Raw genomic sequence first — 21,797 nt, 5'->3', positions numbered from 1 at the left:
CGGTTCCCCGGGCGTGCGCCGGGGGCGCGTGAGCCCGGTCACGTTGGGCGGGCAAATCGGACACCATCTTTGTGCACGCGTTCACAAAGACATAGCCTGCTTTCGACGGGGCGGTCATGTAGGGACGTATGGCCGCCTACAGCCCCGCTCTACCCGCAGGAGCACCGTGGCAACTGGCCGAACTCACCGACCGGCGACCCGCAGCCGAGGGATTCCCGAGGCCACCGTCGCCCGGCTTCCGCTGTACCTCCGCGCTCTGACCGCGTTGTCGGAGCGCTCGGTTCCCACGGTCTCCTCCGAGGAGCTCGCGGCCGCCGCGGGGGTCAACTCCGCGAAGCTGCGCAAGGACTTCTCCTACCTCGGCTCCTACGGGACCAGGGGCGTCGGCTACGACGTCGAGTATCTCGTCTACCAGATCTCCCGCGAACTGGGACTCACCCAGGACTGGCCGGTCGTGATCGTCGGTATCGGTAACCTCGGCGCCGCCCTCGCCAACTACGGCGGGTTCGCCTCCCGCGGCTTCCGGGTCGCCTCGCTCATCGACGCCGACCCGGCCATGGCGGGCAAGCCCGTCGCCGGCATTCCCGTGCAGCACTCCGACGACCTGGAGAAGATCATCCAGGACAACGGCGTGTCCATCGGCGTCATCGCCACCCCCGCCGGTGCCGCCCAGGCGGTCTGCGACCGGCTCGTGGCCGCCGGTGTCACCTCCATCCTGAACTTCGCACCGACCGTGCTGTCCGTCCCCGACGGTGTCGACGTGCGCAAGGTCGACCTCTCCATCGAGCTGCAGATCCTCGCCTTCCACGAGCAGCGCAAGGCCGGCGAGGAGGCCGCCGCCTCCGACGGCGGCGTCCCGGCCGCCGCCGCGCGCAGCGAGTCCGCCGACCAGGGACCCGACGGGGACATGCCCGCCGTGATGCCGGCATGAGCCTCCTCGTCGTCGGACTCAGCCACCGCAGCGCCCCGGTCAGCGTCCTGGAGCGGGCCTCGCTGAACGCGGACGCGCAGGTCAAGCTGCTGCAGGACACGGTCGCAGCCGAACCGGCCACCGAGGCCGCGCTGCTCGCCACGTGCAACCGCATCGAGCTCTACGCCGACGTGGACAAGTTCCACGCCGGTGTCGCCGAGCTGTCCACGCTGCTCGCCCAGCACAGCGGGGTCGGCCTGGAGGAACTCACTCCCTATCTCTACGTGCACTACGAGGACCGGGCCGTCCACCACCTGTTCTCGGTGGCCTGCGGGCTGGACTCCATGGTCGTCGGCGAGGGGCAGATCCTCGGCCAGATCAAGGACTCCCTGGCCCGCGCCCAGGACCTGCACTCCGCCGGCCGCCTCCTGAACGACCTGTTCCAGCAGGCCCTCAGGGTCGGCAAGCGCGCCCACTCCGAGACCGGCATCGACCGCGCCGGCCAGTCCCTGGTCACCTTCGGTCTGGAACAACTGGCCCGGGGCGGCGACGTACAGCAGTGGGCGCGGGGCAGGAAGGCCCTGGTCATCGGGGCCGGGTCGATGTCCTCCCTGGCCGCGGCCACGCTCGCGCGGGCCGGTGTCGCCGAGATCGTCGTCGCCAACCGCACCTTCGACCGCGCCGAGCGCCTCGCCCAGATCCTCATGGAGGGCGACGACACGGACGTGGCGGCCCGCGCGGTACCGATGGAGTCGGTGCCGGCCGAGCTGACACGTGCCGACGTCACCGTCTCGTGCACGGGCGCGACGGGCCTGGTCCTGACGGCCGAGTCGGTCGCCGAGGCGATCGAGGGCCGTACGCCCGCGCCGTCGGCCGTGCCCGGCGAGGACGGTCCGGGCGCGCCGGGCGGCGAGTCCGGCCCCGCGGCCGGCCCGGGTGCGCAGCGCGGCGGCGCGTCGGGCACCGGCCTCGGCAGCGAGGACGGCTGTCCGCTGGAGCTGTCCGCGGTGCAGGGCACCGCCGGATTCTCCGTGCTGGGCGAGGCCGCCGTGGCCGGGATGGCCGCCGCCGAGCTGGAGCAGCACGCGGCTTGGGTGGACAAGGGCACGGTGGGCGGTGCCCGGCGTGCGGCGGGCGGTTCGGCCCGGCCGGGGACGGCCGGCACGCTCGACCCGGCCGCGGACACCGACGCCATCGCCGCGCTCGCCGCGACCGCCGCCACCGTCGGCCGGATCCCCGAGCGGCGCCGGCCCGAGCCGGTCGAGGAGCCGCAGCGGCCCGAGCCCGTGCTCTTCCTCCTCGACCTCGCGATGCCGCGCGACATCGACGCGGCCGCGCACCGGCTGGCCGGGGTGCGTCTAGTGGACATCGAGTCGCTGGCGGAAGCCACCGCGGGCGCTCCGATGGCTGCCGATGTGGACCAGGTCAGGCGTATCGTCTCCGACGAGGTCGCGGCCTTCGGGGCAGCACTGCGGGCCGCGCACATCACACCGACCGTGGTAGCCCTGCGCACCATGGCGGCCGATGTCGTGGCCGGCGAGATCGCCCGGCTGGACGGGCGGCTGCCCGGTCTCGACGACAAACACCGAGCGGAGATCACCCAGACCGTACGGCGCGTGGTCGACAAGCTGCTCCACGTGCCGACCGTGCGGGTCAAGCAACTCGCGGCCGAACCAGGCGGCGCCGGGTACGCGGACGCGTTGCGGACCCTGTTCGACCTCGACCCCGAGACGGTGGCCGCCGTCTCCCGGGCCGAGGACAGCACCACCGAGAAAGACCGAGGGCCGGCATGACCGACAAGACGCTGAGGCTCGGCACCCGGCGCAGCCGGCTCGCCATGGCCCAGTCCGGGCAGGTGGCGGAAGCCGTGAGCCGGGTGACCGGGCGGCCCGTCGAGCTCGTCGAGATCACCACGTACGGCGACACCTCGCGCGAGCAGCTCGCCCAGATCGGCGGCACCGGCGTGTTCGTGACCGCCCTGCGCGACGCGCTGCTCAAGGGCGAGGTCGACTTCGCGGTGCACTCGCTGAAGGACCTGCCGACCACGCAGCCCGACGAACTGGTCGTGGCCGCCGTACCGGTGCGCGAGGACCCGCGGGACGTGATGGTCGCCCGGGACGCGCTGAAGTTCACCGACCTGCCCTCCGGGGCCCGCATCGGTACGGGTTCGCCGCGCCGCATGGCGCAGCTCAACGCGTACGCCCGCAGCCACGGACTGGACATAGCGACGGTCCCGATCCGCGGCAACGTCGACACCCGGATCGGATACGTGCGCAGCGGCGAACTCGACGCCGTCGTGCTGGCCGCCGCCGGACTGAACCGCATCGGCCGCGGTGACGAAGCGACCGACTTCCTGTCGGTCGACACGGTTTTGCCCGCCCCCGGCCAGGGGGCCCTGGCGATCGAGTGTGCCGCGGGTGACGCGGACCTCATCGCCGTGCTCGCCGAGCTCGACGACCCGTTCACGCGGATCGCCGTAACGGCCGAGCGATCACTGCTCGCCGCCCTGGAGGCCGGCTGCAGCGCACCCGTGGGTGCGCTGGCCGACCTTCCCCCACTCTCGGCTCCGCTCGAGCGGGGGGACCCCCAGGCCGACCGGCAGATTGTCAAGGAAATGCACCTGCGCGCGGTTGTCGGGACCACCGACGGCACGCGCATGGTGCAGTTGTCCACCACCGGTCCCGTGCCCGAGACGCACGACGGGGCAATGGCGCTCGGTCGCGAACTCGCGGCCGAGATGCTCGCCCAGGGCGCGGCCGGTCTGATGGGGGAGCGAGCACATTGAGCCCCACCACCCTTTCCGCCGGTCCTGAACACGGGCACGTCACCTTCCTGGGTGCCGGACCCGGAGATCCGGGACTGCTGACTCTGCGCGCCGTGGAGGCGCTGGCGCACGCGGACGTCCTCGTCGCCGAGCACGAGGTGCTCGACGTCGTACGTCAGCACGCCAGGCAGGGAGTCTCCGAAGTGCACACGGACACGGGTCCTTCCCAGGATCCGGCGCCGGGCACAGGAGCCCCCCAGCTGACGGTAGTTGACGGCACGTCAACCACCGTCGCCGCCCCCGCGGTGCGGGATGCCGCACATCTTGTCATGGAGGCCGCGCGGGGCGGCAGGCGGGTCGTGCGTGCGGTGTCCGGCGACCCGGGCCTCGACACGTACGCCGCCGAGGAGATGCTGGCGTGCGCCGCCGCCGGGGTGCCCTTCGAGGTCGTCCCCGGTATCGCGAGCGCCGTCGGTGTGCCCGCCTACGCCGGTGTGCCGTTGCGGGACGCGCAGGGCGCGGACGTGCGGTTCGTGGACGCGCGGACGGCGTCGGACCGGTGCTGGACGGAGGTCGGGGCGTCGGACGGCACGGTCGTCGTCTCCACGACGCTGGACTCCGTCGCGGCGGCGGCCGGCGAGCTCGTCTCCGCCGGGCGCAAGCCGGACACCCCGATGACGGTCACCGTCGCCGGTACGACCACCCGGCAGCGCACCTGGACCGCCACGCTCGGCACGATCGCGCAGACGCTGAAGCAGGCCAAGGTGCTGCCCTCGCCCGACGGCGGCCGGCCGGTGATAGTCGTGGTCGGTGAGCGTTCCGCCGCCGCCCAGCGCGACCAGCTCGCGTGGTTCGAGTCCAAGCCGCTGTTCGGCTGGAAGGTGCTCGTGCCGCGTACGAAGGAGCAGGCGGCGTCGCTCTCCGACCAGCTGCGGTCGTACGGGGCCGTGCCGCACGAGGTGCCGACGATCGCCGTCGAGCCGCCGCGCACGCCCCAGCAGATGGAGCGGGCGGTCAAGGGCCTTGTCACGGGCCGTTACGAGTGGATCGCCTTCACCTCGGTGAACGCGGTCAAGGCGGTGCGGGAGAAGTTCGAGGAGTACGGGCTCGACGCGCGTGCCTTCGCGGGCATCAAGGTCGCGGCCGTCGGTGAGCAGACCGCGAAGGCGCTGATCGCCTTCGGCGTGAAGCCGGATCTGGTGCCGAGCGGTGAGCAGTCGGCCGCCGGTCTGCTGGAGGACTGGCCGCCCTACGACCCGGTCTTCGACCCGATCGACAGAGTGTTCCTGCCGCGTGCGGACATCGCCACGGAGACGCTGGTCGCCGGGTTGATCGAGCTCGGCTGGGAGGTCGACGACGTCACGGCCTACCGGACCGTGCGGGCCTCGCCGCCGCCGGCGGAGACCCGTGAGGCGATCAAGGGCGGTGGCTTCGACGCCGTTCTCTTCACCTCGTCGTCGACCGTGCGGAACCTGGTCGGCATCGCCGGCAAGCCGCACAACGTCACCGTGATCGCGTGTATCGGCCCGGCCACGGCGAAGACCGCCGAGGAGCACGGGCTCCGCGTGGACGTGATGGCTCCCGAGCCGTCCGTGCTCAGGCTGGCGGAGGCCCTGGCCGACTTCGGCGCGAAGCGGAGGGCTGCCGCTGTGGAGGCCGGGGATCCGGTGACGCGGCCGAGCGAGCGGCGTCCGGGGGCCCGGCGGCGGCGGTCGACGACCTGACCTTCTGCGCATACCAACTCAGGGGTGCCCTCTCTTTCGGGCACCCCTGAGCCGGTTCTGTCACAGGACACGGGCAGTTCGAGTTCCGGGCGACCCGGCCGGAGCCACTGAGACCCGGCGCCCTCGCCACCGCCACTCAGCCCACCCCTGACCCGAAGACACCCTCGTGACCACGACCGAGGCCCGTCGGCTTGCCGACAAGCCGTGGAGTGCTCGCAGCCCGCTGCGGTCATGGTCCGGAGGGCAGAGCCAGAAGATGCCGGCCTGACCGGTCCGGAAAGGCAACGGGCCCCGGTGGCAGCCACCGGGGCCCGTGACCCGAGGGCCGGATCGTCAGACCAGGCCCACCGAAAGGAAGCCGCCGCCCGCGGCGACCGCGAAGGCGAGGCCGCGTCGGCCCGCGGTGACCGCGCCGGGGTTGCCCCGGGTCATCAGCACGAGCACGGCGTTCGCGGCGAACGCCGGGAGCAGGACGCCGAACAGTGCGAACGTACCGACCGCCTTGAGGGTCAGCTCGACCGGCGCGGCGAGCGCACCCGCGACCATCGCGGCCGCGGCGATCGCGTACAGCGTCCCCGAGGCGAGCGTGATGTCGTCCCTCTTCAGCGGGGCGGGACCGCGCCCCCTGGCGTGGTTCCAGTGGCGCCGCTCGGTGCCGACCCGCGCCAGCACCGTGATCACCACCTCGACCGCCAGGGCGATCACGGCGACATGCTCGATCGTCAATGCACTCACCTCACTTGCTGCACGCGGACGAGATGGCGGAGATGCCGATGAACGCCTTCACGGCCTCGCGCTCCTTGGAACCGACGCGCTTGCCGTTCACGAAACGCCAGATGATGTTCGCCGTCTTCTTCGCGCCGTACCGCTTGAACAGCGCGACCGCACGGACGACCTTGATGCTGGAACCGGCCGGCGCAAAGCTGATCAGGACGGCGGCGACGGCGGCACTGCACTTGACGACGAACTTCGTCTGGTCCCACCACCCCCGCGCCGCCATCATCGGCTTCTTCCCGCCGGGGGCGGGAGCGGCGGAGGCCGGGGCGAGCTGGGCCAGGGCGGCTGCGCGTACCTCCTCCTTGGCGAAGACGGGCAGCAGCGCGGCCTGGGCCTCGTCGTCCCCGGGATAGGCGGCCTGCGCGAGCTGTTCGGCGGTCGGCTGCGCCGGGAGCGCGGCGAGGCGCGTGCGCAGGGCCTCCGCATCCGGAGCCGGCCTGGTCAGGGCCACCTCCAGTGCGGCGGCGAACTGGTCCTCGGTCACGCCGAGTTCGGCTATCCCCTCAGCGAGCGCCGCACCCTGTGCCTGCTCCGCCGCGGTGAACTCCGGGACGTCGACGGCCGAGGTGCTGCTCGCCGAGACGGTCCGCTGTGCCGCGGGGTCCGCGGCCTGGGCGCCGGTGGCGGTGGCGAAGAGGGCGCCCGCGGTGACGGCGGCGACGATCATGGCGCTGGTGCGCCGGGTGGCACCGCGTCGCTCGGTGTACTTGCTGATTCCGGCAGTCATGCCAGATTCCCCCTGCTTATTCAGTTGAGAGGTGATATCCACCTCCGTGGTCGTTACGAACGTAGCTACCGGCCGGTAGCCAAGTAAAGGATCTTGAGCAGGATCAGAGCCTTCTTCGGCGTGGCGGGCGGCGAGCGCGTCGGCGTGGCCCTCGAGGGCGCAGGCGAAGGAGACGGGGTGGTCGCTGTGGCCGTGGCCGGGCAGGTCGGCGAGCAGTCAGCGGCGGCCCGTGAGGAGGGGGCGGACGGCGGTCCCGGTGAGGTAGGCGGGGCAAGTGGCGCCCAGGCCGTCGACGTACGCGCGCACCGGGTCCCGGACCGGCAGCTCGGCCCAGCGGATGTGGTAGCCCCGGGCCGTCACGGCGGCGCTGCGCACGGTGTGGTTCCCCCGGTGGCGTGATCGCGCCGGAGGAGGACGGTACTCACACCGTGTGGCCGAAGCGCAGGAGACGGGACGGGTCGTAGCCCTGCTTGGCCTTGCGCAGCCGTTCGTGGACCTCCGGGGTCCACGCCCGGGCCCGGTCGGCCGCGTCGCCCGGGGTGCCGTGGATGTTGACCATGGTGCGGCCCGTGCCGTACGGGGCCATGGCCGTGTAGAGGCGGCGTGTCGCCTGTTCGACGGCCTCGGCCACGGGTGGGGCGGGCATGACCCCGACCGACTCCATGAAGTAGCGGGCGTCGCGGGAGCAGACGGCGTCCTCGACGGCGGACGGGCGGGCCAGCGCGCCGCCCATGTGGCGCAGCGAGGCGACCAGCAGGGGGTGGTCGACGCCGGCCGTGGGGCCGACCTGCTCCAGGAACGTGCCGACGGCGTCGGGGGGCAGGTCGCGCAGGAGCAGGCAGCACTCCCGGGCCGGGAGCGGGTCCTGGGGTTCCATGTGGATGCGGTCCAGGGCCGCGTAGTCCATCTCCTCGACCAGGTCGACGGCCACCGGGGCGGCTTCCCGGATCGGGGCGATCAGTGCCTCGCCCTCGGCCGGGTCGCCCGGCCAGGCGAGCGCCACCCGGGCCCAGAAGCCGCCGCGCAGGGGTTCCGGGATCTGGGGGATGGGCGGCAGGCGCAGGACCGAGAACATGCTGCACATCTCGTCCGGGACGGTGCGGGTCCAGTCCGTCCAGGCGTGCATCAGGGCCTCGGTGTGTTCGGCATGGCAGTAGATGCCGCCGCCGTAGAGGCGGGGGAGCGGGAGCAGTTCGGTGATCAGTGAGGTCACCACGCCCACGTTGCCTTTGCCGCCGCGCAGGGCCCAGAACAGTTCCGGTTCGTGCTGGGGGTCCGACTCGCGCAGGTGCCCGTCCGGGGTGACGACCTGGAAGGAACGGACCAGGTCGGAGGCGTAGCCGTAGGCACGGCCGAGAACCGGCAGCCCGCCGCCGAGGACGTAACCGACGACGCCCGCGTCCGTGGAGGTGCCGCAGAGGCCGGCCAGGCCGTGCGGGGCGGCCGCGGCCATCACGTGGCTCCACTTCGCGCCCGCGGCGATCCTGGCGGTGCGGGTGGTGGGGTCCACCTGGATGTCCGTCATGCGGGCCGTGCTGATCAGAAGGCCCTGCTCGATGGGGAAGTTGGCGCCGTGGCCGGTGGCCTGGACGGCTACGGGGGTCCGGGTGGCGTTCGCCCAGCGCATGGCGGTGACGACGTCGTCCGGGCCGGTGGCTCCCACGACCACGTCCGGGGTGTGCAGGGCGGCCAGGTTGAAGCCGCTGACTTCGTCGGCGTAGGCGGGGTCGCCGGGACGCAGGACGGGGCCGTTCATCTCCGACAGGGCGAAGAGGTCGGGCGTGTGGTGGGGGGCGGTCATCGCGTCCTCCGTGGGGGCGGGTACGGAGGGACGGCGGCGGCGAGGGGGCGGGCCGTCGGGGTCCTGGTGTATGTCCTTGTTGTTCTCAGGATGGACCTGGGGGGTGGCGGGCGCATTGTGGATGGGCGCGGCAGGGCGGGGCCGCTGTGCGCCGACAGTGCGTCGGTATCGGGGGGTTTCGGGCGGGCGTAGCGTAGGGGCCATGTCGACGTACGGATCTTTTCCCGGTTCCCGGCCGCGGCGTTTGCGGAGCAACCCCGTCATGCGTCGGATGGTTGCCGAGACCCGGCTGCACCCTGCCGACCTCATCCTTCCGGCCTTCGTACGGGAGGGAGTCAGCGAGCCCGTACCGATCGCCGCCATGCCGGGGGTCGTGCAGCACACCCGGGACAGTCTGAGGAAGGCCGCCGCGGAGGCGGTCGCGGCGGGGATCTCCGGGATCATGCTGTTCGGGGTGCCGGAGGAGTCGAAGAAGGACGCGCTCGGCACGCCGGGAACCGATCCGGACGGGATCCTCCAGGTCGCCCTCCGGGACGTGCGGGCCGAGGTCGGCGACGATCTGCTCGTCATGTCCGACCTGTGTCTCGACGAGACCACCGATCACGGGCACTGCGGGGTGCTGGACGCCGAGGGGCGGGTCGACAACGACGCGACCCTGGAGCGGTACGCCGAGATGGCCCAGGTGCAGGCCGATGCCGGCGCCCATGTCGTCGGGCCGAGCGGGATGATGGACGGGCAGGTCGGGGTCGTCCGCGACGCCCTCGATCAGATCGGGCGGGAGGATGTCGCCATCCTCGCCTACACCGCCAAGTACGCCTCCGCCTTCTACGGGCCCTTCCGGGAGGCCGTCGCCTCGTCCCTGCAGGGGGACCGGAAGACCTACCAGCAGGATCCCGCGAACGTCCGGGAGTCGCTGCGGGAGCTCGCCCTCGATCTCCAGGAGGGCGCCGACATGGTGATGGTCAAGCCGGCCGGTCCCTACCTGGACATCCTCGCCCGGGTCGCGGACGCCGTGGACGTGCCCGTCGCCGCCTATCAGATCTCCGGCGAGTACTCGATGGTCGAGGCCGCCGCCGAGAAGGGCTGGATCGACCGGGACCGGGCGATCATGGAGACGCTGACCGGCATCCGGCGGGCCGGCGCGCGCAGCATCCTCACCTACTGGGCCACCGAAGCGGCCCAGATGCTCAAGGACCAGTAGGAGACGGGGCGCTCAGTAGGTCAGCGCGTCGTCCCTGTCGCGCAGCCAGTAGGTGACCGTGAGCGTGCTGTCGTAGTACACGCCCTTGGCCGGCAGGGCCGGGATCGCCGAGGGGCCGCCGTCGCTGTTCGGCGTGCGGCCCTGGAAGCCGACCGTGAGCTTGTGGCTGGTGGTGCCCCACTCGCCGCTGCCGTCGGCCGCCGACAGCGTGACGCCCGCGTAGCCGGACTCGCCGGGGGCAAGGGTCGTCACCGCCTGCGGCCTGGAGTCCTTGATGGGCCGCGGGACCCACTGCATCTCGTCGAAGCGCAGCACCGGGTAGTAGGTGAGGTCGCACGTCTTCGAGCCGGTGTTCTTCACCGTGAGCAGCATGTGGTTGATGGGGCGGCGGACCGGCTGGGCGGTGACGGTGGTGTTGGAGCCGTTGCAGGAGACGCGGGTTGCCGTGGTGCCCTTCGCGGCCGTCCCGCCGTTCGTGGCCTTCCCGCTGTTCCCGGCCTCGGCCGGGTGCGCCGCCGTGACGGTTGCCGAGGCCGGCTCGGCCGACGCCTCCGCGTACGACGTCAGCTGGTATCTGGAGCTGACCTGGTCCAGCGGCAGCCGGACGGGCACGCTCACCGTGGACGACCACGGCCGGCCCTTCCGTACGAGCGGCAACAACGGCCGTCCGGCGTACGAGTTCCCACTGGGCGGCGAGAAGTGGGTCGAGGAGGGGACCACGGAGCAGTCCTGAAGGGGCAGGCTCAGTGGAACTCGTGGACCAGCTCGATCTTCCCGACGATGTGGGCGTTGAACTCGCCGAGTTCCTCGGCCGGGACCCACAGTTCGAGGATCGTGCGGCCGCCGGCCTGCTGGACCGGGTAGCGGGCCAGGAAGTCGGTGTCGACCTCGAAGCGGGTGACGAAACCGGCGCCGTCGTGCTTGACGTTCCAGTCGCGGGCGATCCTGATCGCGTAGTCCTCGTTGAGGACCGGGTAGAAGATCGGCTGCTCGGGGAGCCGGGGTGGCCAGGCACGCCACCCGAGGTCGCGGACCAGGTCCAGTTCCCTGGGGCCGGTGGGGCGCCAGAGGGTCGTCGTCGCTCGGTGGTCGTCCTGCACGGGCACCATCAAATCAGTTGAACCGTTAGGTTGTTGACCGTCGTAGTGGTTGTCGATTGAACCACCTACTTTCAGGGAGACGTCCATGTCCGGTGACGCCCTCAGCCAGGATCCGGCCGAGCTGCAGAGGAGGATCGACAGCAGCAAGGCGCACCCGGCCCGGGTCTACGACGTCTTCCTCGGCGGCAAGGACCACTACCCCGCCGACCGGGACGCGGCCGCCGCAGCGCTGGCCGCCAACCCGCGCGGATACCTCGACGTACGGCACAACCGCGACTTCCTCCGGCGCGCGGTGACCTCGCTCGTGCAGCAGGACGGCATCCGGCAGTTCCTCGACATCGGGACCGGGCTGCCCACCGCCGAGAACGTGCACCAGATCGCACAGCGCATCGCGCCCGAGTCGCGGGTCGTGTACGTCGACAACGACCCCGTGGTGCTCGCGCACGCGCGCGCCCTGCTGACCAGCGGCCCCGAGGGGCGTACGGACTACATCGACGCCGATCTGCGGGACCCTGCCCGCATCCTCGAACAGGCCGCCAAGACACTGGACTTCGCCCGGCCGGTCGCGCTCTGCCTGGTCGCGGTTCTGCACTTCGTCGCGGAAGAGGAGGCGTATCCGCTGGTGAGCGGGCTGCTCGACGAACTGCCCGGCGGCAGCCGACTGGTGCTGAGCCACCTCACCGAGGACCTCAACCCCGAGAACATCCGCGCCGTCCAGCGGACGTACACCGAGCGCGGGTTCACCTTCGTGCTGCGGTCCCGGGCCGACGTCGAGCGGTTCTTCACGGAGAACGGACTCGAGATCGCCGACCCGGGGGTCGTCCCCGCGCACCGCTGGCGGCCCGACCACGCCGCTCCCGTCCCCGAGCGGCCGGAGGAGTCCTTCCTCGCCGGGCTGGAGGAGATCGAGAAGGTGCGGTACCGCGACATCAACGACGTCACGGACGCGGACATCAACGTGTACGCGGCGATCGGCGCCAAGGGGTGAGCCGTGGGTCCCCGGGCCGGCCTCCGTGCGCGCCCGGCGTCCGGATCCCGGAAACCTGCCGTCGCCGCCCGGCGCGGACTGTGGATCGTCGGGGACGACCCCTACGGGGAGCTGCGCTACGACGGTGAGCGCCTGCCGTGGATCGCCGCCCACCCGGGCGCCGAGGACCGGACGGTGCTGCTCGGCAGCTTCTCCAAGGTCATGGCGCCCGGGCTGCGGCTGTGCTTCGTGACGCAGACGCCGCAAGGGATCGAAGAGGGGCTGCGGAGGCTGAGGGAGGGGCCTCAGTCCCACCAGAAGTGCCACGCCCGCTGGTTGAGGACCTGGTGCTCGGCGTAGGCCCTGAGGGTCGCGCCGCCCTGCCGGATGTTGTCCGGGCAGAACGCGAAGTGCTCGGCGGCCACGGCCTCCGCGTCGGCCGTCGTGGCGGGCGGGGCGGCGACCGACACCAGCAGGTGATCGAAGCCGAGCGCCACGACCCGTATGCCGAAGCGGTCCTCCCAGGAGCGCAGCACCGCGCTGAGCCGGGCCGTGTCGCCCTCCTGGTGCGCCGGGCCCGTCCAGCCGATCGCCGTCGGGACGTCGGCGCTGCGGCGGGCCGGGACCAGGGCGAGGCGGGGGTCCTTGAGAGGGCCGCCGCCGTCGAGCAGGGCGTCCGCGGTGCGTGCCGCTGTCACGTCCGGGTCCCCGGCCCGTGGGAGCGGCCGGGCCGGTCCGGGCCAGGGATCGCCTTCCGCGGCGTACTCCTCCCAGTACTCCGCCAGGACCTCCCCGGCGTCGTGGTCCCCGGGGTACGACACCTCGCCGGGCAGCAACTCCCAGCGGTCCGGCCCGCCATGGCCGCCGCCCACGTCGAGGAGAACCGGCAGCAGCCCCACCCGCCGCGCCGGCTCCAGCGCGGTCCAGCCACCCGGCACGGTCCGCTCGTCCGCGCACCACAGCAACGGCTCGTGCCACGGGCCGTCGTCGGTCGCGTCGACCAGTGTCCCGGCGGGCAGGTGCATCCCGAGCGCGCGGCCGCCCGGGTCGGCCGCCAGCGTCGGCAGCGGATTGGGAAGAGTCGCCATGGTGGTGACTGTAGAGCCGGCCACTGACAGAGGACATGGACTGACCTAATCGCCCCCTAGGTTCCTCCCATGACCACTTCCCCGGAGAAGACGGACCTGATGAACGCGTTCGCTAAGCAGCGGGAGTTGCTGCTGATCACCGTCCGCGGACTCGGCGACGCCCAGGCCCCGCGGCGCACGACCGTGAGCGAACTGACCCTGGGCGGCATCGTGAAGCACCTCGCGCAGGGAGAGGAGACGTGGGCGCAGATCATGGTCAAGGGCGACGGTGAACTGCCCGACGGCATGCTCGACATGGGCCAGTACCGCATGGCCGAGGGCGACACGCTCGCCGGGTTGCTGGAGCGCTACGCCCTGGCCGCGCGGGGGACGGAGGCGGCCGTTGCCGGGTTGCCCGACCTGGACCGGAGTGTGCCCCTGCCGAGGACACCCTGGTCGCCGCCGGAGCCCGAGTACTGGTCGGCGCGCCGGATCCTGCTGCACCTGATCAGGGAGACCGCCCAGCACGCCGGGCACGCGGACCTCATCCGAGAGGCCCTGGACGGCGCGAGCACCACGGCCCAGCGCTGACGCGCTCAGCCCTGGGCGTCGAAGCACCCGCGGGCGTCTCCCGTCACCGGGCGGAGCGGCGGTGTCCGCAGTCGCCGATCTTCGTGCTCCACATCCTGGCCCGGCCCGCTCCTTGTGCTGTAGCGCCGTTCGAGGTGGGTCCCGATGGAGGTGCGGTGGGAGGCGAGGGACGCAGGTCCGCGCGGGCCGGCGCCCACGAAGATCCATGTCCGTGCCGCGTCCCCGTCAGCGGGAGCGGTCCGCGAGCGTCAGAAGCAGATGCGAGGACTCCGGTCGCAGGAAGTCGGAGTGGGCGCCCGAGGGATGCAGGCGGGTACGGCGGCTGCCGCGATAGAGCCAGTCGGCACCCACGTTGACCACGCGGTGATCCAGCGCCGTCTGCTCGTACACCTGGTACGTCGGCAGCAGCGTCGTGGTGAACTGCGGAACCGGCGCCGCACCGGCACCCGAGTGGCCGATTCCCGGTGCCTTCTCGGCGCGCAGGTGCCAGAAGCCCGTGGCCCGGTCCCAGCGCGAGTGCGTCAGGACGAGCGGGCCGCGCAGCGGTGCGCCGGGGTGCCCGTCGCGCGGGAACAGCGTGCCGAAGTGCCGGACGAAGGCATCGCGCGGAGCGGCCATCTGGAAGATCAGGGCGCTGTCCACGGTGAACGGGCGACGGGGATCATGCGGTGTACTCCAGCCGAGTACGGGAGGCCGCTCGGCGGCCCGCTGCATCGCCTCGCACAGAAACCGCCCGCCGAAGGAGTGCCCGACCAGGTGCAGGTACTGTCCGTTCTGGTTGGCCAGTACCGCCGGCGCCGTCGGATCGGCGCGTTCGGTGTCCAGGTAGCCGAGCAGGTGGCCGAGGACGTACGGGGCGTGACCGGTGCCCTCGGCGCTCATCGCGTGCGCGCGGTCGCGGATGCGGCGGTAGCCCCTGAGGGTGGGCAGGCTGGAGGACGGCCAGCGCACCACCACACACCAGGGGCGGTAGCCCGCCTTCAGCCCCGGGTAGCGGTCGGGCGCCCCCTCGTACAGGTCCAGGGACTGCCGGAGCAGGCGCATGGCGGTCCGGGTGGCGCTGCTCGGCGCTGTCTGCCACCCGTGCACGTACACGTGGATGTCGGTCGCCCAGCGAGGGACGGCCACCATCCGGGCCAGGTGCTCGGCGACGCGGTTGGCGGGCACGTGCGCGTCACTGCCCGGCACAGTCAGCCTGCCCTTGTGGTCCAGGTCGATCTCGATGGGCGCGGGCAGCCAGGTCCGCGGGGCGTTCACGAGACGAGCCTCAGGCGGCTGTCGATGCCACAGTGCAGCGAGTAGGCCAGGGCGAGTGGGTTGTGGAACTCCGAGGCGAAGCGCCGCACCAGCAGTTGGCTTATCTCTCCCGCGGTGTGACGGCCGGTCAGGTACAGGTCGAGAAACGCGTAGGCGTACTCGGTCGCGAAGTCCTGGGGCATGTCGATCTGAGGGGCGAGGACGCCGTCGGCGCCCATGTCGATCAGTTCCTGCCCTAGATGCTTCAGTCTGCCTGGGGCCGCCGCCCGTGCCGTGCCACAGGCGTTGAGCAGGACGAACGGCTTGAACCTGGCACGGGCGTCGTGGCGGAATCGGCGCCGTTTCCGGGACACCACCGGCCCGTCGATGTGTTCGTCGTCAGAGAGCCGGATGGACAGGCCCGGGGTTGACGGGCCGCTCTGCACCATGCGGCCGTGGCACCAGAAGTACATGACGTCCTCGCTGAGCACCGGCCCTGCCAGGGCATGCAGGAGGTCGCTGCCGCGGGAGCGCACGATCAGCCGCGAGCGTTGCTCCAGAAGCTTGTGCACCTCACGTGCGCGGCCTACGCGGTCGAGGGAGTCGTCCTTGTTGAGGCTGGTCGTGGCCAGGTCGCGGTGGCCGAGCGGGGCGTGGTCCCAGGGATAGCCGGTGTTGGTCTGCTCGACCTGGTGTCGGTGGCCCAGGAACGCTTCCCAGGGCGTGGCACACGTCGCGGGGTCCACGGCGAGCATCGCCCACGGCAGATGCAGCTGGGAGTCGAAGCTGATCCGCAGCGGGTCCTTGCCGGCGAGGGCGGTGAGCAGGAACTCGCGGAAGCGGCCGAGGTCGTAGCCGCTTCCATGGAGCATCACATCGAGCAGGTCGTATCCCTCCTCGGCCAGCTTGGCCGTCACCGACTCGGCCCGGTCGCCGAGTTCGCTGAGGTCGGCGGTCTCCGCGAAGGGACGACCGCCGACGCGCGTCCCGAACTCGTCGCCCTCGCTCTGGTGGTACACCACCAGGTCGTGCCACCGGTTCCGCAGGCGGTCCGCGCGCTCCCGCAGGTCGTCGGGGGAGACCTCCAGCCGCGCCTCGTGCCAGCGCGGGACCGCCGGGGCCGGGGACGCGTCCGGGGCGCAGGCGAAGATCGTCAGCACCTTCTCGCTGGTGCGGTACAGCTTCACCCGCAGCTCCGCCGGGGGGTCTTCCTCCGGTGGACGCGGCGTGCTCCTGGGCTGTGGAGGTACCCCCGTAAAGCCGTGGGAGGGGTCCCTCAATACCTCCACGGCCAGATCCTGCGGCATCCGGGTCAGTCCTCCCTGGCACCCTGCACGTGAACAACGGTCTTCAGCTCCTGCAACACCAACCCCGAGGCGTGGTCGTACAGCGTGAAGCGGACGTCGTGGGCGCCCGGCCCGGGGGCGGCCAGGGTGAAACGCGGGGGAGCGCCGCCGGGGTCGTACTCGGCCGTGGCCGGATCGACCGTGGTCGCCGTAGGACAGCTGACGGCCACCATCAGCCGGGGTGGCACGGTCTGCGTCGCGCTGTCCTCCCGCTCCAGCCGCACCTCGATCGTGACGGGCCGACCGACGGTCACGTCGTCCGTGAGCAGAGTCAACCGGGCCCGCCAGGCCGGCCGTGCGGTGCGCAGCCGCCAGCGGAGTTCCGCCGTTTCGGGGTGGTCCGGGCCGAAGGTCCGCTCCCAGCGCGCGAGCAGTTCCTCGTGGGACGGCGCCGAGTTCGGGTCGTCGGCCTCCAGACAGGCAAAGGCCAGTTCGGCGAGGCTCTCCAGGGTGTCCGGATGATTCGGGCCGAACAGCCGTGCGCGTCCTGCGTGCACGGCCTTCAGCAGGGCCACCGCGCCCGCGGGATCGCCCGCGTCGGAGAGGGTGTGGGCGAGTTGTGTCGCGAGGGTGGGGAGGAAGCCGCCGAAGCGGCCGGCGAACTTCTCGACGAGCACGCCCAGGCGGAGGACCTCGTCGTCGTACTCCTCAGCCGCCTCCGCCGTCCCTCCGGCCGATGCCGGCTCACCGTCTCGCGCGGCTGCCCGCTCGTGGGCCCGGACGACGTCCTCGACCGTCTCCGGGTAGTTCAGTCGGGCCAGCAGCAGGGCGGTGCGGCGCAGCAGGTCCCGCAGGACATCCAGCGCCTGCTCCGGCTCGTCCGCCTGGGCCAGGGCGTGCGCCAGCACGGGCAGTACTTCCAGGGTGCGCCGGTGGCCCGGACCGAAGAGCTCGGTGGCATCGTCGACCAGGTTCCGCGCCCACCGCACCGCGTCGTCCGCCGGACCGGTGTCCGCCGTCAGCCACGCCAGGTTGCCGCGCACCCAGAACGTCGTCTCGTGCTCCTCGGGAAGGGCCTCCTCGCACTGCTTCAGGAGCTCCTCGAAGACCGCGGCCGCGCGATGCGGGTCGCCCGCCTCCCAGCAGGCGTGCCCCAGGAGATTGCGGCATTCGAGGGTCTCGGGGTGCTGCGGGCCCCGTGTGCGGTCGCTGTCGTCGACCAGTGCCATGGCGTCCCGCACGCTCAGCACGCGCTGGCCGGCTTGGCGCTGTGCCGAGATCAGGTCCAGGCGAGCGGCCAGGACTGTGCTGTGGTCGGGACCGTGCACCAGGGCAAGGTCGTCCACGAGCGATGCCCGCAACCGCAGCTCGTGTGCGACCTCACCCGCCGTGCCGTGCGCGGCGGCGAGGGCGGCGCGGCCGGTGAGCGTCCCGGGGTGGTCCGCGCCCAGGACCCGGGTGGAATCGGCGACCAGGCTCGCGGCGGTCGCGACGGCCCGGTCGGCGGTGGACGCCCCCAGCCAGACCCAGGTGGTGGTGCGCCGAAGGGCGAAGAGGTCGGGGTGATCGGGACCGAGCGCACGCTCGTGGTCCCGCAGCAGTGCGTCCAGGTCCCGCAGCGCTCCCGCCCGGTCCCCGGTGTGCTCCCGCCAGCGGGCCAGCATGGTGCGGTCATCGAAACCCCGCGGGCTGTCGGCCCCGTGGAACCGAGCGAGATCGTTCACCAGGTCCTGGCCGAGCACGACCGCCCGTTCGTAGTCGCCCTGTTCGGCGAAGGAAACCGCCAGCAGGTACCTGGTCGTCAGAGTCTCGCCGTGGTCCGCCCCGTGGTAACGAGTCCGGTCCTCCACCAGCCCTTCGAACGCGACGATCGCCCGCTGATACGCCCCGGACGACGTCCACGCGTACGCCAGCCACGTGCGTGCGTTCAGTGTCGTGACGTGGTCACGGCCTCGGACCCGAGCGCAGTCGGCGACCAGTTGTTCGGCGAGCTGGGCGGCCCGGCGGTAGTCGCCCGACGCGCAGTGCGCGCTGAGCAGATCGAGACGGACATCGAGCACCTGCGGGTGATCGGGTCCGAACAGACGCCTGCGCTCCTCGAGCACGAACTCCAGTGTGGCGAGCGACAGCTGGTGCCGCCCGGCCGCCTTCTGCACCAGGCTCAGGTCCCGCCGGGCGCGCAGCGTGCGCGGATGGGCGGCACCCCAGGTGCGGGTCCACGCCTCGACGGCTTCCTCGTACAGGGCGATGGCCCGGTCGTGCCGCTCGGCGGCCGAGCAGGCATCCGCCAGGTTCTCCAGCATGAGCAGCGTGTCCGGGGCGTCGTCTCCCAGCAGCCGGCGGCGGTCGGCGAGCAGTTCGGTGAATCCCGCGATCGCGCCCTCGTGGTCGTCGGCGCCCAGCCGGGCCAGCGCCAGGCTGTTGCGGGAGTTCAGCGTCGCCTGCGCATCCGCACCCAGGACCTGGGTCCGCACCTCGACCAGTTCCTCGTAGACCGAGATGGCGCGCTGATGCTGACCCACCGACCGGAAGACCCAGGCGCGCCAGCTGTTGGTCTCGAGCGTGTCCGGATGGTCCGCGCCCTGCACGCGTGTCCGGTCGGCGAGGAGGGCGTCGAACACCTCGCCCGCCCGGCCGTACTCACCGGCCGAGCGGTAGGCCGCGCCCAGCCAGGCCCGCATGCCGAGCGTCGAGGGGTGGTCGGGGCCGTAGACCCGCTCGTAGACCTCCACGAGCCCGCCATACAGTTCCAGCGCCCGCGCGTAGCGCTCCTCCTCGTCGAACACCTGGGCGAGGGAGTGGCGGATCGAGAGGACGCGCGGATGATCCGGACCCAGGAGCGGCTCCATGTCCCTGAGCAGGTGCTCCAGTTCCGCCACCGCGCGCGGGTGGTCGCCGGCCCACTGGCGGGTGCGGGCCAGGGACTCGCGCGTGGCGAACACATCGGGGTGCTGGGGGCCGAGAACCCGGGTGCGGTCCCGCAGCAGCTCCTCGAACATCTCGGTTGCGGCCGGGAGGTCGGATGCCTCGCGGAGGGCGAAGGCCAGATGGGCGCGGGCGGTGAGTGTCGCCGGGTGATCGCCGCCCTGTTCGCGAGTGCGGTCCGTGACGAGTGCCCGGCGCTCACGGACCGAGCGGCGGTGGTCCCCCATGAGTTGCCGGGTGAAGGCCAGGGCTTCCCGGGCACGCAGCGTGTCCCGGTGGTACGGGCCCCGCACCCGCGCGTAGTCGGCGATCACCGCCGAGTAGCCGGCGACCGCCCGGGCGTAGTCGGCCCGCTCCCGGTGAACCCCCGCGATGTCGTCGCGGTAGTCGAGGGTCGCGGGATGGTCCGGCCCCTGGATACGGGCGCTGTCCGCCGCCAGCGACTCGAACTCCGGCAGCGCCGCGTCCGGTCCGTGCGCCTCGGACAGCTCGTACGCCAGGTCCTTTCGGCTGCGCAGCGTGTCCGGATGGTCCGGGCCCTGTACGCGCTCCCGGGCGGCGACCACCTCCCGGTACAGGACGACCGCCCGGCGCGGATCGCCCGCGGCGGAGTGGGCTGCGGCCAGCCAGCCGCGGCTGGTGAGCGTGTCGGGATGATCGGGGCCGTGCTCCCGCTGCCGGTCCTCGACCGCCTGCTCGTACAGGGCCAGCGCGGTGCGGTGGTCACCGGCCTCGCGATGGGCGTAGGCGAGATTGGTGCGGCTGGCGAGCGTGTCCAGGTGCCCCTCACCCAGGAGACGCTCGCGGTCGGCGACGACCGCCGCGAACTCCTCGACAGCGTCCTGGTACCGGCCCGCGGTTTGGAATGCGTAGGCCAGGTTGTTGCGGCTGCCGAGGGTGTCCGGGTGCTTCTCGCCCTGGATCCGGCGGCGATCCGCGACGACGGCCGTGAGCTCCTCGACCGCCCGCATCACATCGTCCGCCTTGCGGTGCGCGTACGCCAGCCGCTCCCGGGCGGCCAGCGTCTCCTTCGCGTCCCGGCCGCACCGCTGGCGGCGGTCGAGGTAGACGTCGTGACACAGCCGGACCGCCTGTGCCGGGTCACCGGACTTCGCGTGCAACTCCGCCAGACGATCGCGATGGTCGAGCGTGGTGTCGTCGTCGACGCCGAGCAGTGCCTCGCTGCCCTCGACGGCCCGCGTCATGAGGGGGATCGCCAGGACGTGCTGCTCCCGTGCCACCAGCTCGTCGGCGCCCCGCCGGTACATCGCGACCGCCTCGGCGCCCGGTTCCGCGGCCGGTCCCGTCTCCGCGAGCGCCTGGACATGGATGAGCAGCTGCCGTACACGCTCGGCCGGGGCACCGGACAGTTCCGCGGCGAGGGCCCGTTCGGCGAGGTCCCGCGCCTCGGGCACCTCGGGAGGTTCGGCGTGCCGCAGGCTCTGCTGGACGAGGCGGTGCAGGGTGAGGCCGTCGGGGCCGGACGTGATCAGGTGGTAGTTCCGGAGCGCGTCGAGCCCCTCCTCGACCTCACCCTCGGGCCCGCCCAAGTGCCGCAGCACCTCGCGCGGCGTCGCCTCCGGGGCGTACCAGGCCAGGGTGTGGAGCAGTGGGACAGCCAGTGGACAACGGGTCCGGATGGCGTCCAGGCTGGTGCGCCAGATCTGGGCGATGGTACGGCCCGAGCGGTCGGCTCCGTCGTTGAGCACCGACTCGGGGACACGGGCCAGCATCGCCTGGTAGGCCGCGAAACCGATGCCGGTCTCCCGGAGGTAGGCACCGGCCTGTGTCAGAGCCAGGGGCAGGTGCCCGAGGTCCCCGGCGAGCCGCGCTGCCTGCGCCCGTTCGGCGGCGGAGCAGTCGTCTCCGCGGCCGGCCGTCGCACACAGCAGGTCGACGGCCTCCCCGTGGTCCAGCACGTCCAGGCTGACCAGGCGGGCCCCCTCGGGCCAGCCGGTGCGGCACCGGCTCGTGACCAACTGGTGGCCACGGCCGAGGAGTCGGCCAAGGAACGGGGTGAGATGTTCGGGCCGTTCCACGTTGTCGTACACCAGCAGCCAGCCGGAGTGGGCCTCCAGCCAGGCCAGCGCCCATTCGGTGCGCTCCTTCGCGGTGGCCCCGCGGGCCCAGGCCGGGTGCAGGCGCAAAGCCAGCTCCCCGAACCCGGAGGCGATCTGCTCCTCGCTCTCGGCGGTGATCCACCACACGAGCCGGTACTCGTCGCTCTGGTGCGCGTAGCGCAGAGCCAGGGCGGTCTTGCCTATCCCGCCGAGACCGCTCACCGCGGTCGCGACCGTCTGCGTGACGACTCCGCCGCCGGACAGCAGGGAGGCGCGTAAGCGGCCCAGGTCGTCGATGCGGCCGACGAAGGGCGCCGACGGCAGCACGGGCAGGTTGTTCAGCCGGGCGGGCGACTCGGTCGTCAGGGCGGCGGCCTTCACCGGTTCCGGCAGCACGGTGGTGTGCTCTTCGGTGTGTGGGTTGCCGCCGGTACGGAGACGGCTGATCGCCTGCCCCGGTACAGCCGGGTCACGCTCGAGGACGGCAGCCCCGGCGGCCCGCGACTGCTCAGAGATGATCATGACTCCCCCGTGCCGATCACCCGCACCGTGTCCGACGCGTCCTCCGCCCGCAGCGCTGAAGGAATATGCAACTGTACTGGGGTTAAAGGCCGTTGTCACCGGTGTGGGGTGGCGACGCGGACGCCGGCCACCCCACGGG

17 protein-coding genes and 2 pseudogenes are annotated in these 21,797 nt (G+C 72.2%); 9 read left to right on the top strand and 10 right to left on the bottom strand.

From position 1 onward, the window contains the following. The first annotated feature begins 166 nt into the window (after positions 1-166). The 4 genes from ACFU3E_RS03960 to ACFU3E_RS03945 are packed head-to-tail and all read left to right on the top strand — an operon-like array spanning position 167 to position 5,398. A complete protein-coding gene (locus ACFU3E_RS03960) occupies positions 167-931 on the top strand; it encodes a redox-sensing transcriptional repressor Rex (RefSeq protein WP_384151550.1) in 765 nt (254 codons plus the stop codon). Beyond that, complete coding sequence (locus ACFU3E_RS03955; RefSeq protein ID WP_384151547.1) at positions 928-2,703, top strand: glutamyl-tRNA reductase; 1,776 nt, start codon at positions 928-930, stop codon at positions 2,701-2,703. Before ACFU3E_RS03960 ends, ACFU3E_RS03955 begins: the two co-directional genes overlap by 4 nt. Further along, on the top strand, positions 2,700-3,695 hold the full coding sequence (gene hemC / locus ACFU3E_RS03950; protein ID WP_384151544.1) for a hydroxymethylbilane synthase: 996 nt from the start codon (positions 2,700-2,702) through the stop codon (positions 3,693-3,695). The genes ACFU3E_RS03955 and hemC overlap by 4 nt, the downstream gene beginning before the upstream one ends. After that, positions 3,692-5,398, top strand: a complete 1,707-nt coding sequence (locus ACFU3E_RS03945; RefSeq protein WP_384151541.1) for a uroporphyrinogen-III synthase — start codon at positions 3,692-3,694, stop codon at positions 5,396-5,398. The genes hemC and ACFU3E_RS03945 overlap by 4 nt, the downstream gene beginning before the upstream one ends. Before the next feature lie 333 nt (positions 5,399-5,731). Here the strand turns inward: ACFU3E_RS03945 and ACFU3E_RS03940 are convergent, their stop codons facing one another. The 4 genes from ACFU3E_RS03940 to ACFU3E_RS03925 all read right to left on the bottom strand — a co-directional run bounded on the left by ACFU3E_RS03940 (position 5,732) and on the right by ACFU3E_RS03925 (position 8,703). Beyond that, entirely contained in the window at positions 5,732-6,133 is a 402-nt protein-coding gene (locus tag ACFU3E_RS03940) for a hypothetical protein (RefSeq protein WP_384151538.1), read from the bottom strand. Between the two features lies 1 nt (position 6,134). After that, positions 6,135-6,902: a hypothetical protein gene (locus tag ACFU3E_RS03935; protein WP_384151536.1), complete on the bottom strand. Its 768-nt coding sequence runs from the start codon at positions 6,900-6,902 to the stop codon at positions 6,135-6,137. 216 nt (positions 6,903-7,118) lie between these two features. Beyond that, positions 7,119-7,277: a hypothetical protein gene (locus tag ACFU3E_RS03930; protein WP_384151533.1), complete on the bottom strand. Its 159-nt coding sequence runs from the start codon at positions 7,275-7,277 to the stop codon at positions 7,119-7,121. Positions 7,278-7,323: 46 nt separating this feature from the next. Continuing rightward, on the bottom strand, positions 7,324-8,703 hold the full coding sequence (locus ACFU3E_RS03925) for an FAD-binding oxidoreductase (protein WP_384151530.1): 1,380 nt from the start codon (positions 8,701-8,703) through the stop codon (positions 7,324-7,326). Between the two features lie 202 nt (positions 8,704-8,905). On the opposite strand from ACFU3E_RS03925, the gene hemB reads away from it, so the two are divergent. Further along, on the top strand, positions 8,906-9,904 hold the full coding sequence (hemB, locus tag ACFU3E_RS03920; protein ID WP_384151527.1) for a porphobilinogen synthase: 999 nt from the start codon (positions 8,906-8,908) through the stop codon (positions 9,902-9,904). 12 nt (positions 9,905-9,916) lie between these two features. On the opposite strand, the gene ACFU3E_RS03915 is transcribed toward hemB, so the two are convergent. Further along, entirely contained in the window at positions 9,917-10,516 is a 600-nt protein-coding gene (locus ACFU3E_RS03915; protein ID WP_384151524.1) for a DUF4232 domain-containing protein, read from the bottom strand. Between ACFU3E_RS03915 and ACFU3E_RS03910 the strand changes: the two are divergent. Continuing rightward, positions 10,443-10,637, top strand: a pseudogene (locus ACFU3E_RS03910) (transcriptional regulator); the annotation flags it as partial. The gene ACFU3E_RS03915 and the pseudogene ACFU3E_RS03910 sit on opposite strands and share 74 nt — an antisense overlap. Positions 10,638-10,647: 10 nt before the next feature. On the opposite strand, the gene ACFU3E_RS03905 reads toward ACFU3E_RS03910, so the two are convergent. After that, positions 10,648-11,004, bottom strand: coding sequence for a hypothetical protein (locus ACFU3E_RS03905; RefSeq protein WP_384151521.1), 357 nt, complete (start codon positions 11,002-11,004; stop codon positions 10,648-10,650). Positions 11,005-11,089: 85 nt separating this feature from the next. On the opposite strand from ACFU3E_RS03905, the gene ACFU3E_RS03900 reads away from it, so the two are divergent. Next, a complete protein-coding gene (locus ACFU3E_RS03900) occupies positions 11,090-11,992 on the top strand; it encodes an SAM-dependent methyltransferase (RefSeq protein WP_384151518.1) in 903 nt (300 codons plus the stop codon). 57 nt (positions 11,993-12,049) lie between these two features. After that, positions 12,050-12,218, top strand: a pseudogene (locus ACFU3E_RS03895) (PLP-dependent aminotransferase family protein); the annotation flags it as partial. A gap of 58 nt (positions 12,219-12,276) precedes the next feature. Here the strand turns inward: ACFU3E_RS03895 and ACFU3E_RS03890 are convergent. After that, positions 12,277-13,059 (bottom strand): DUF4253 domain-containing protein, encoded by a 783-nt coding sequence (locus ACFU3E_RS03890; protein ID WP_384151515.1) that lies wholly within the window; start codon positions 13,057-13,059, stop codon positions 12,277-12,279. Between the two features lie 69 nt (positions 13,060-13,128). Between ACFU3E_RS03890 and ACFU3E_RS03885 the strand changes: the two genes are divergently transcribed. After that, positions 13,129-13,629 carry a DinB family protein gene (locus tag ACFU3E_RS03885; protein WP_384151512.1) on the top strand — a complete coding sequence of 167 codons (501 nt, stop codon included), beginning with the start codon at positions 13,129-13,131 and terminating at the stop codon, positions 13,627-13,629. A 225-nt stretch (positions 13,630-13,854) separates the two neighbouring features. Here ACFU3E_RS03885 and ACFU3E_RS03880 read toward each other — a convergent pair whose 3' ends face one another. The 3 genes from ACFU3E_RS03880 to fxsT all read right to left on the bottom strand — a co-directional run bounded on the left by ACFU3E_RS03880 (position 13,855) and on the right by fxsT (position 21,658). Continuing rightward, positions 13,855-14,886, bottom strand: coding sequence for a hypothetical protein (locus ACFU3E_RS03880; protein WP_384151509.1), 1,032 nt, complete (start codon positions 14,884-14,886; stop codon positions 13,855-13,857). After that, positions 14,883-16,052, bottom strand: coding sequence for a hypothetical protein (locus tag ACFU3E_RS03875; protein ID WP_384151506.1), 1,170 nt, complete (start codon positions 16,050-16,052; stop codon positions 14,883-14,885). Before ACFU3E_RS03875 ends, ACFU3E_RS03880 begins: the two co-directional genes overlap by 4 nt. Positions 16,053-16,177: 125 nt before the next feature. Next, positions 16,178-21,658, bottom strand: a complete 5,481-nt coding sequence (gene fxsT, locus ACFU3E_RS03870; RefSeq protein WP_384151503.1) for an FxSxx-COOH system tetratricopeptide repeat protein — start codon at positions 21,656-21,658, stop codon at positions 16,178-16,180. Positions 21,659-21,797: the final 139 nt, after the last annotated feature.

Origin of the sequence: Streptomyces sp. NPDC057424 (genome assembly GCF_042803315.1) — a bacterium.
In the GTDB taxonomy this organism is placed as follows: Bacteria; Actinomycetota; Actinomycetes; order Streptomycetales; family Streptomycetaceae; genus Streptomyces.
The sequence above is the reverse complement of the archived record's forward strand: the minus strand, read 5'-3'. Positions and strand labels throughout refer to the sequence as shown.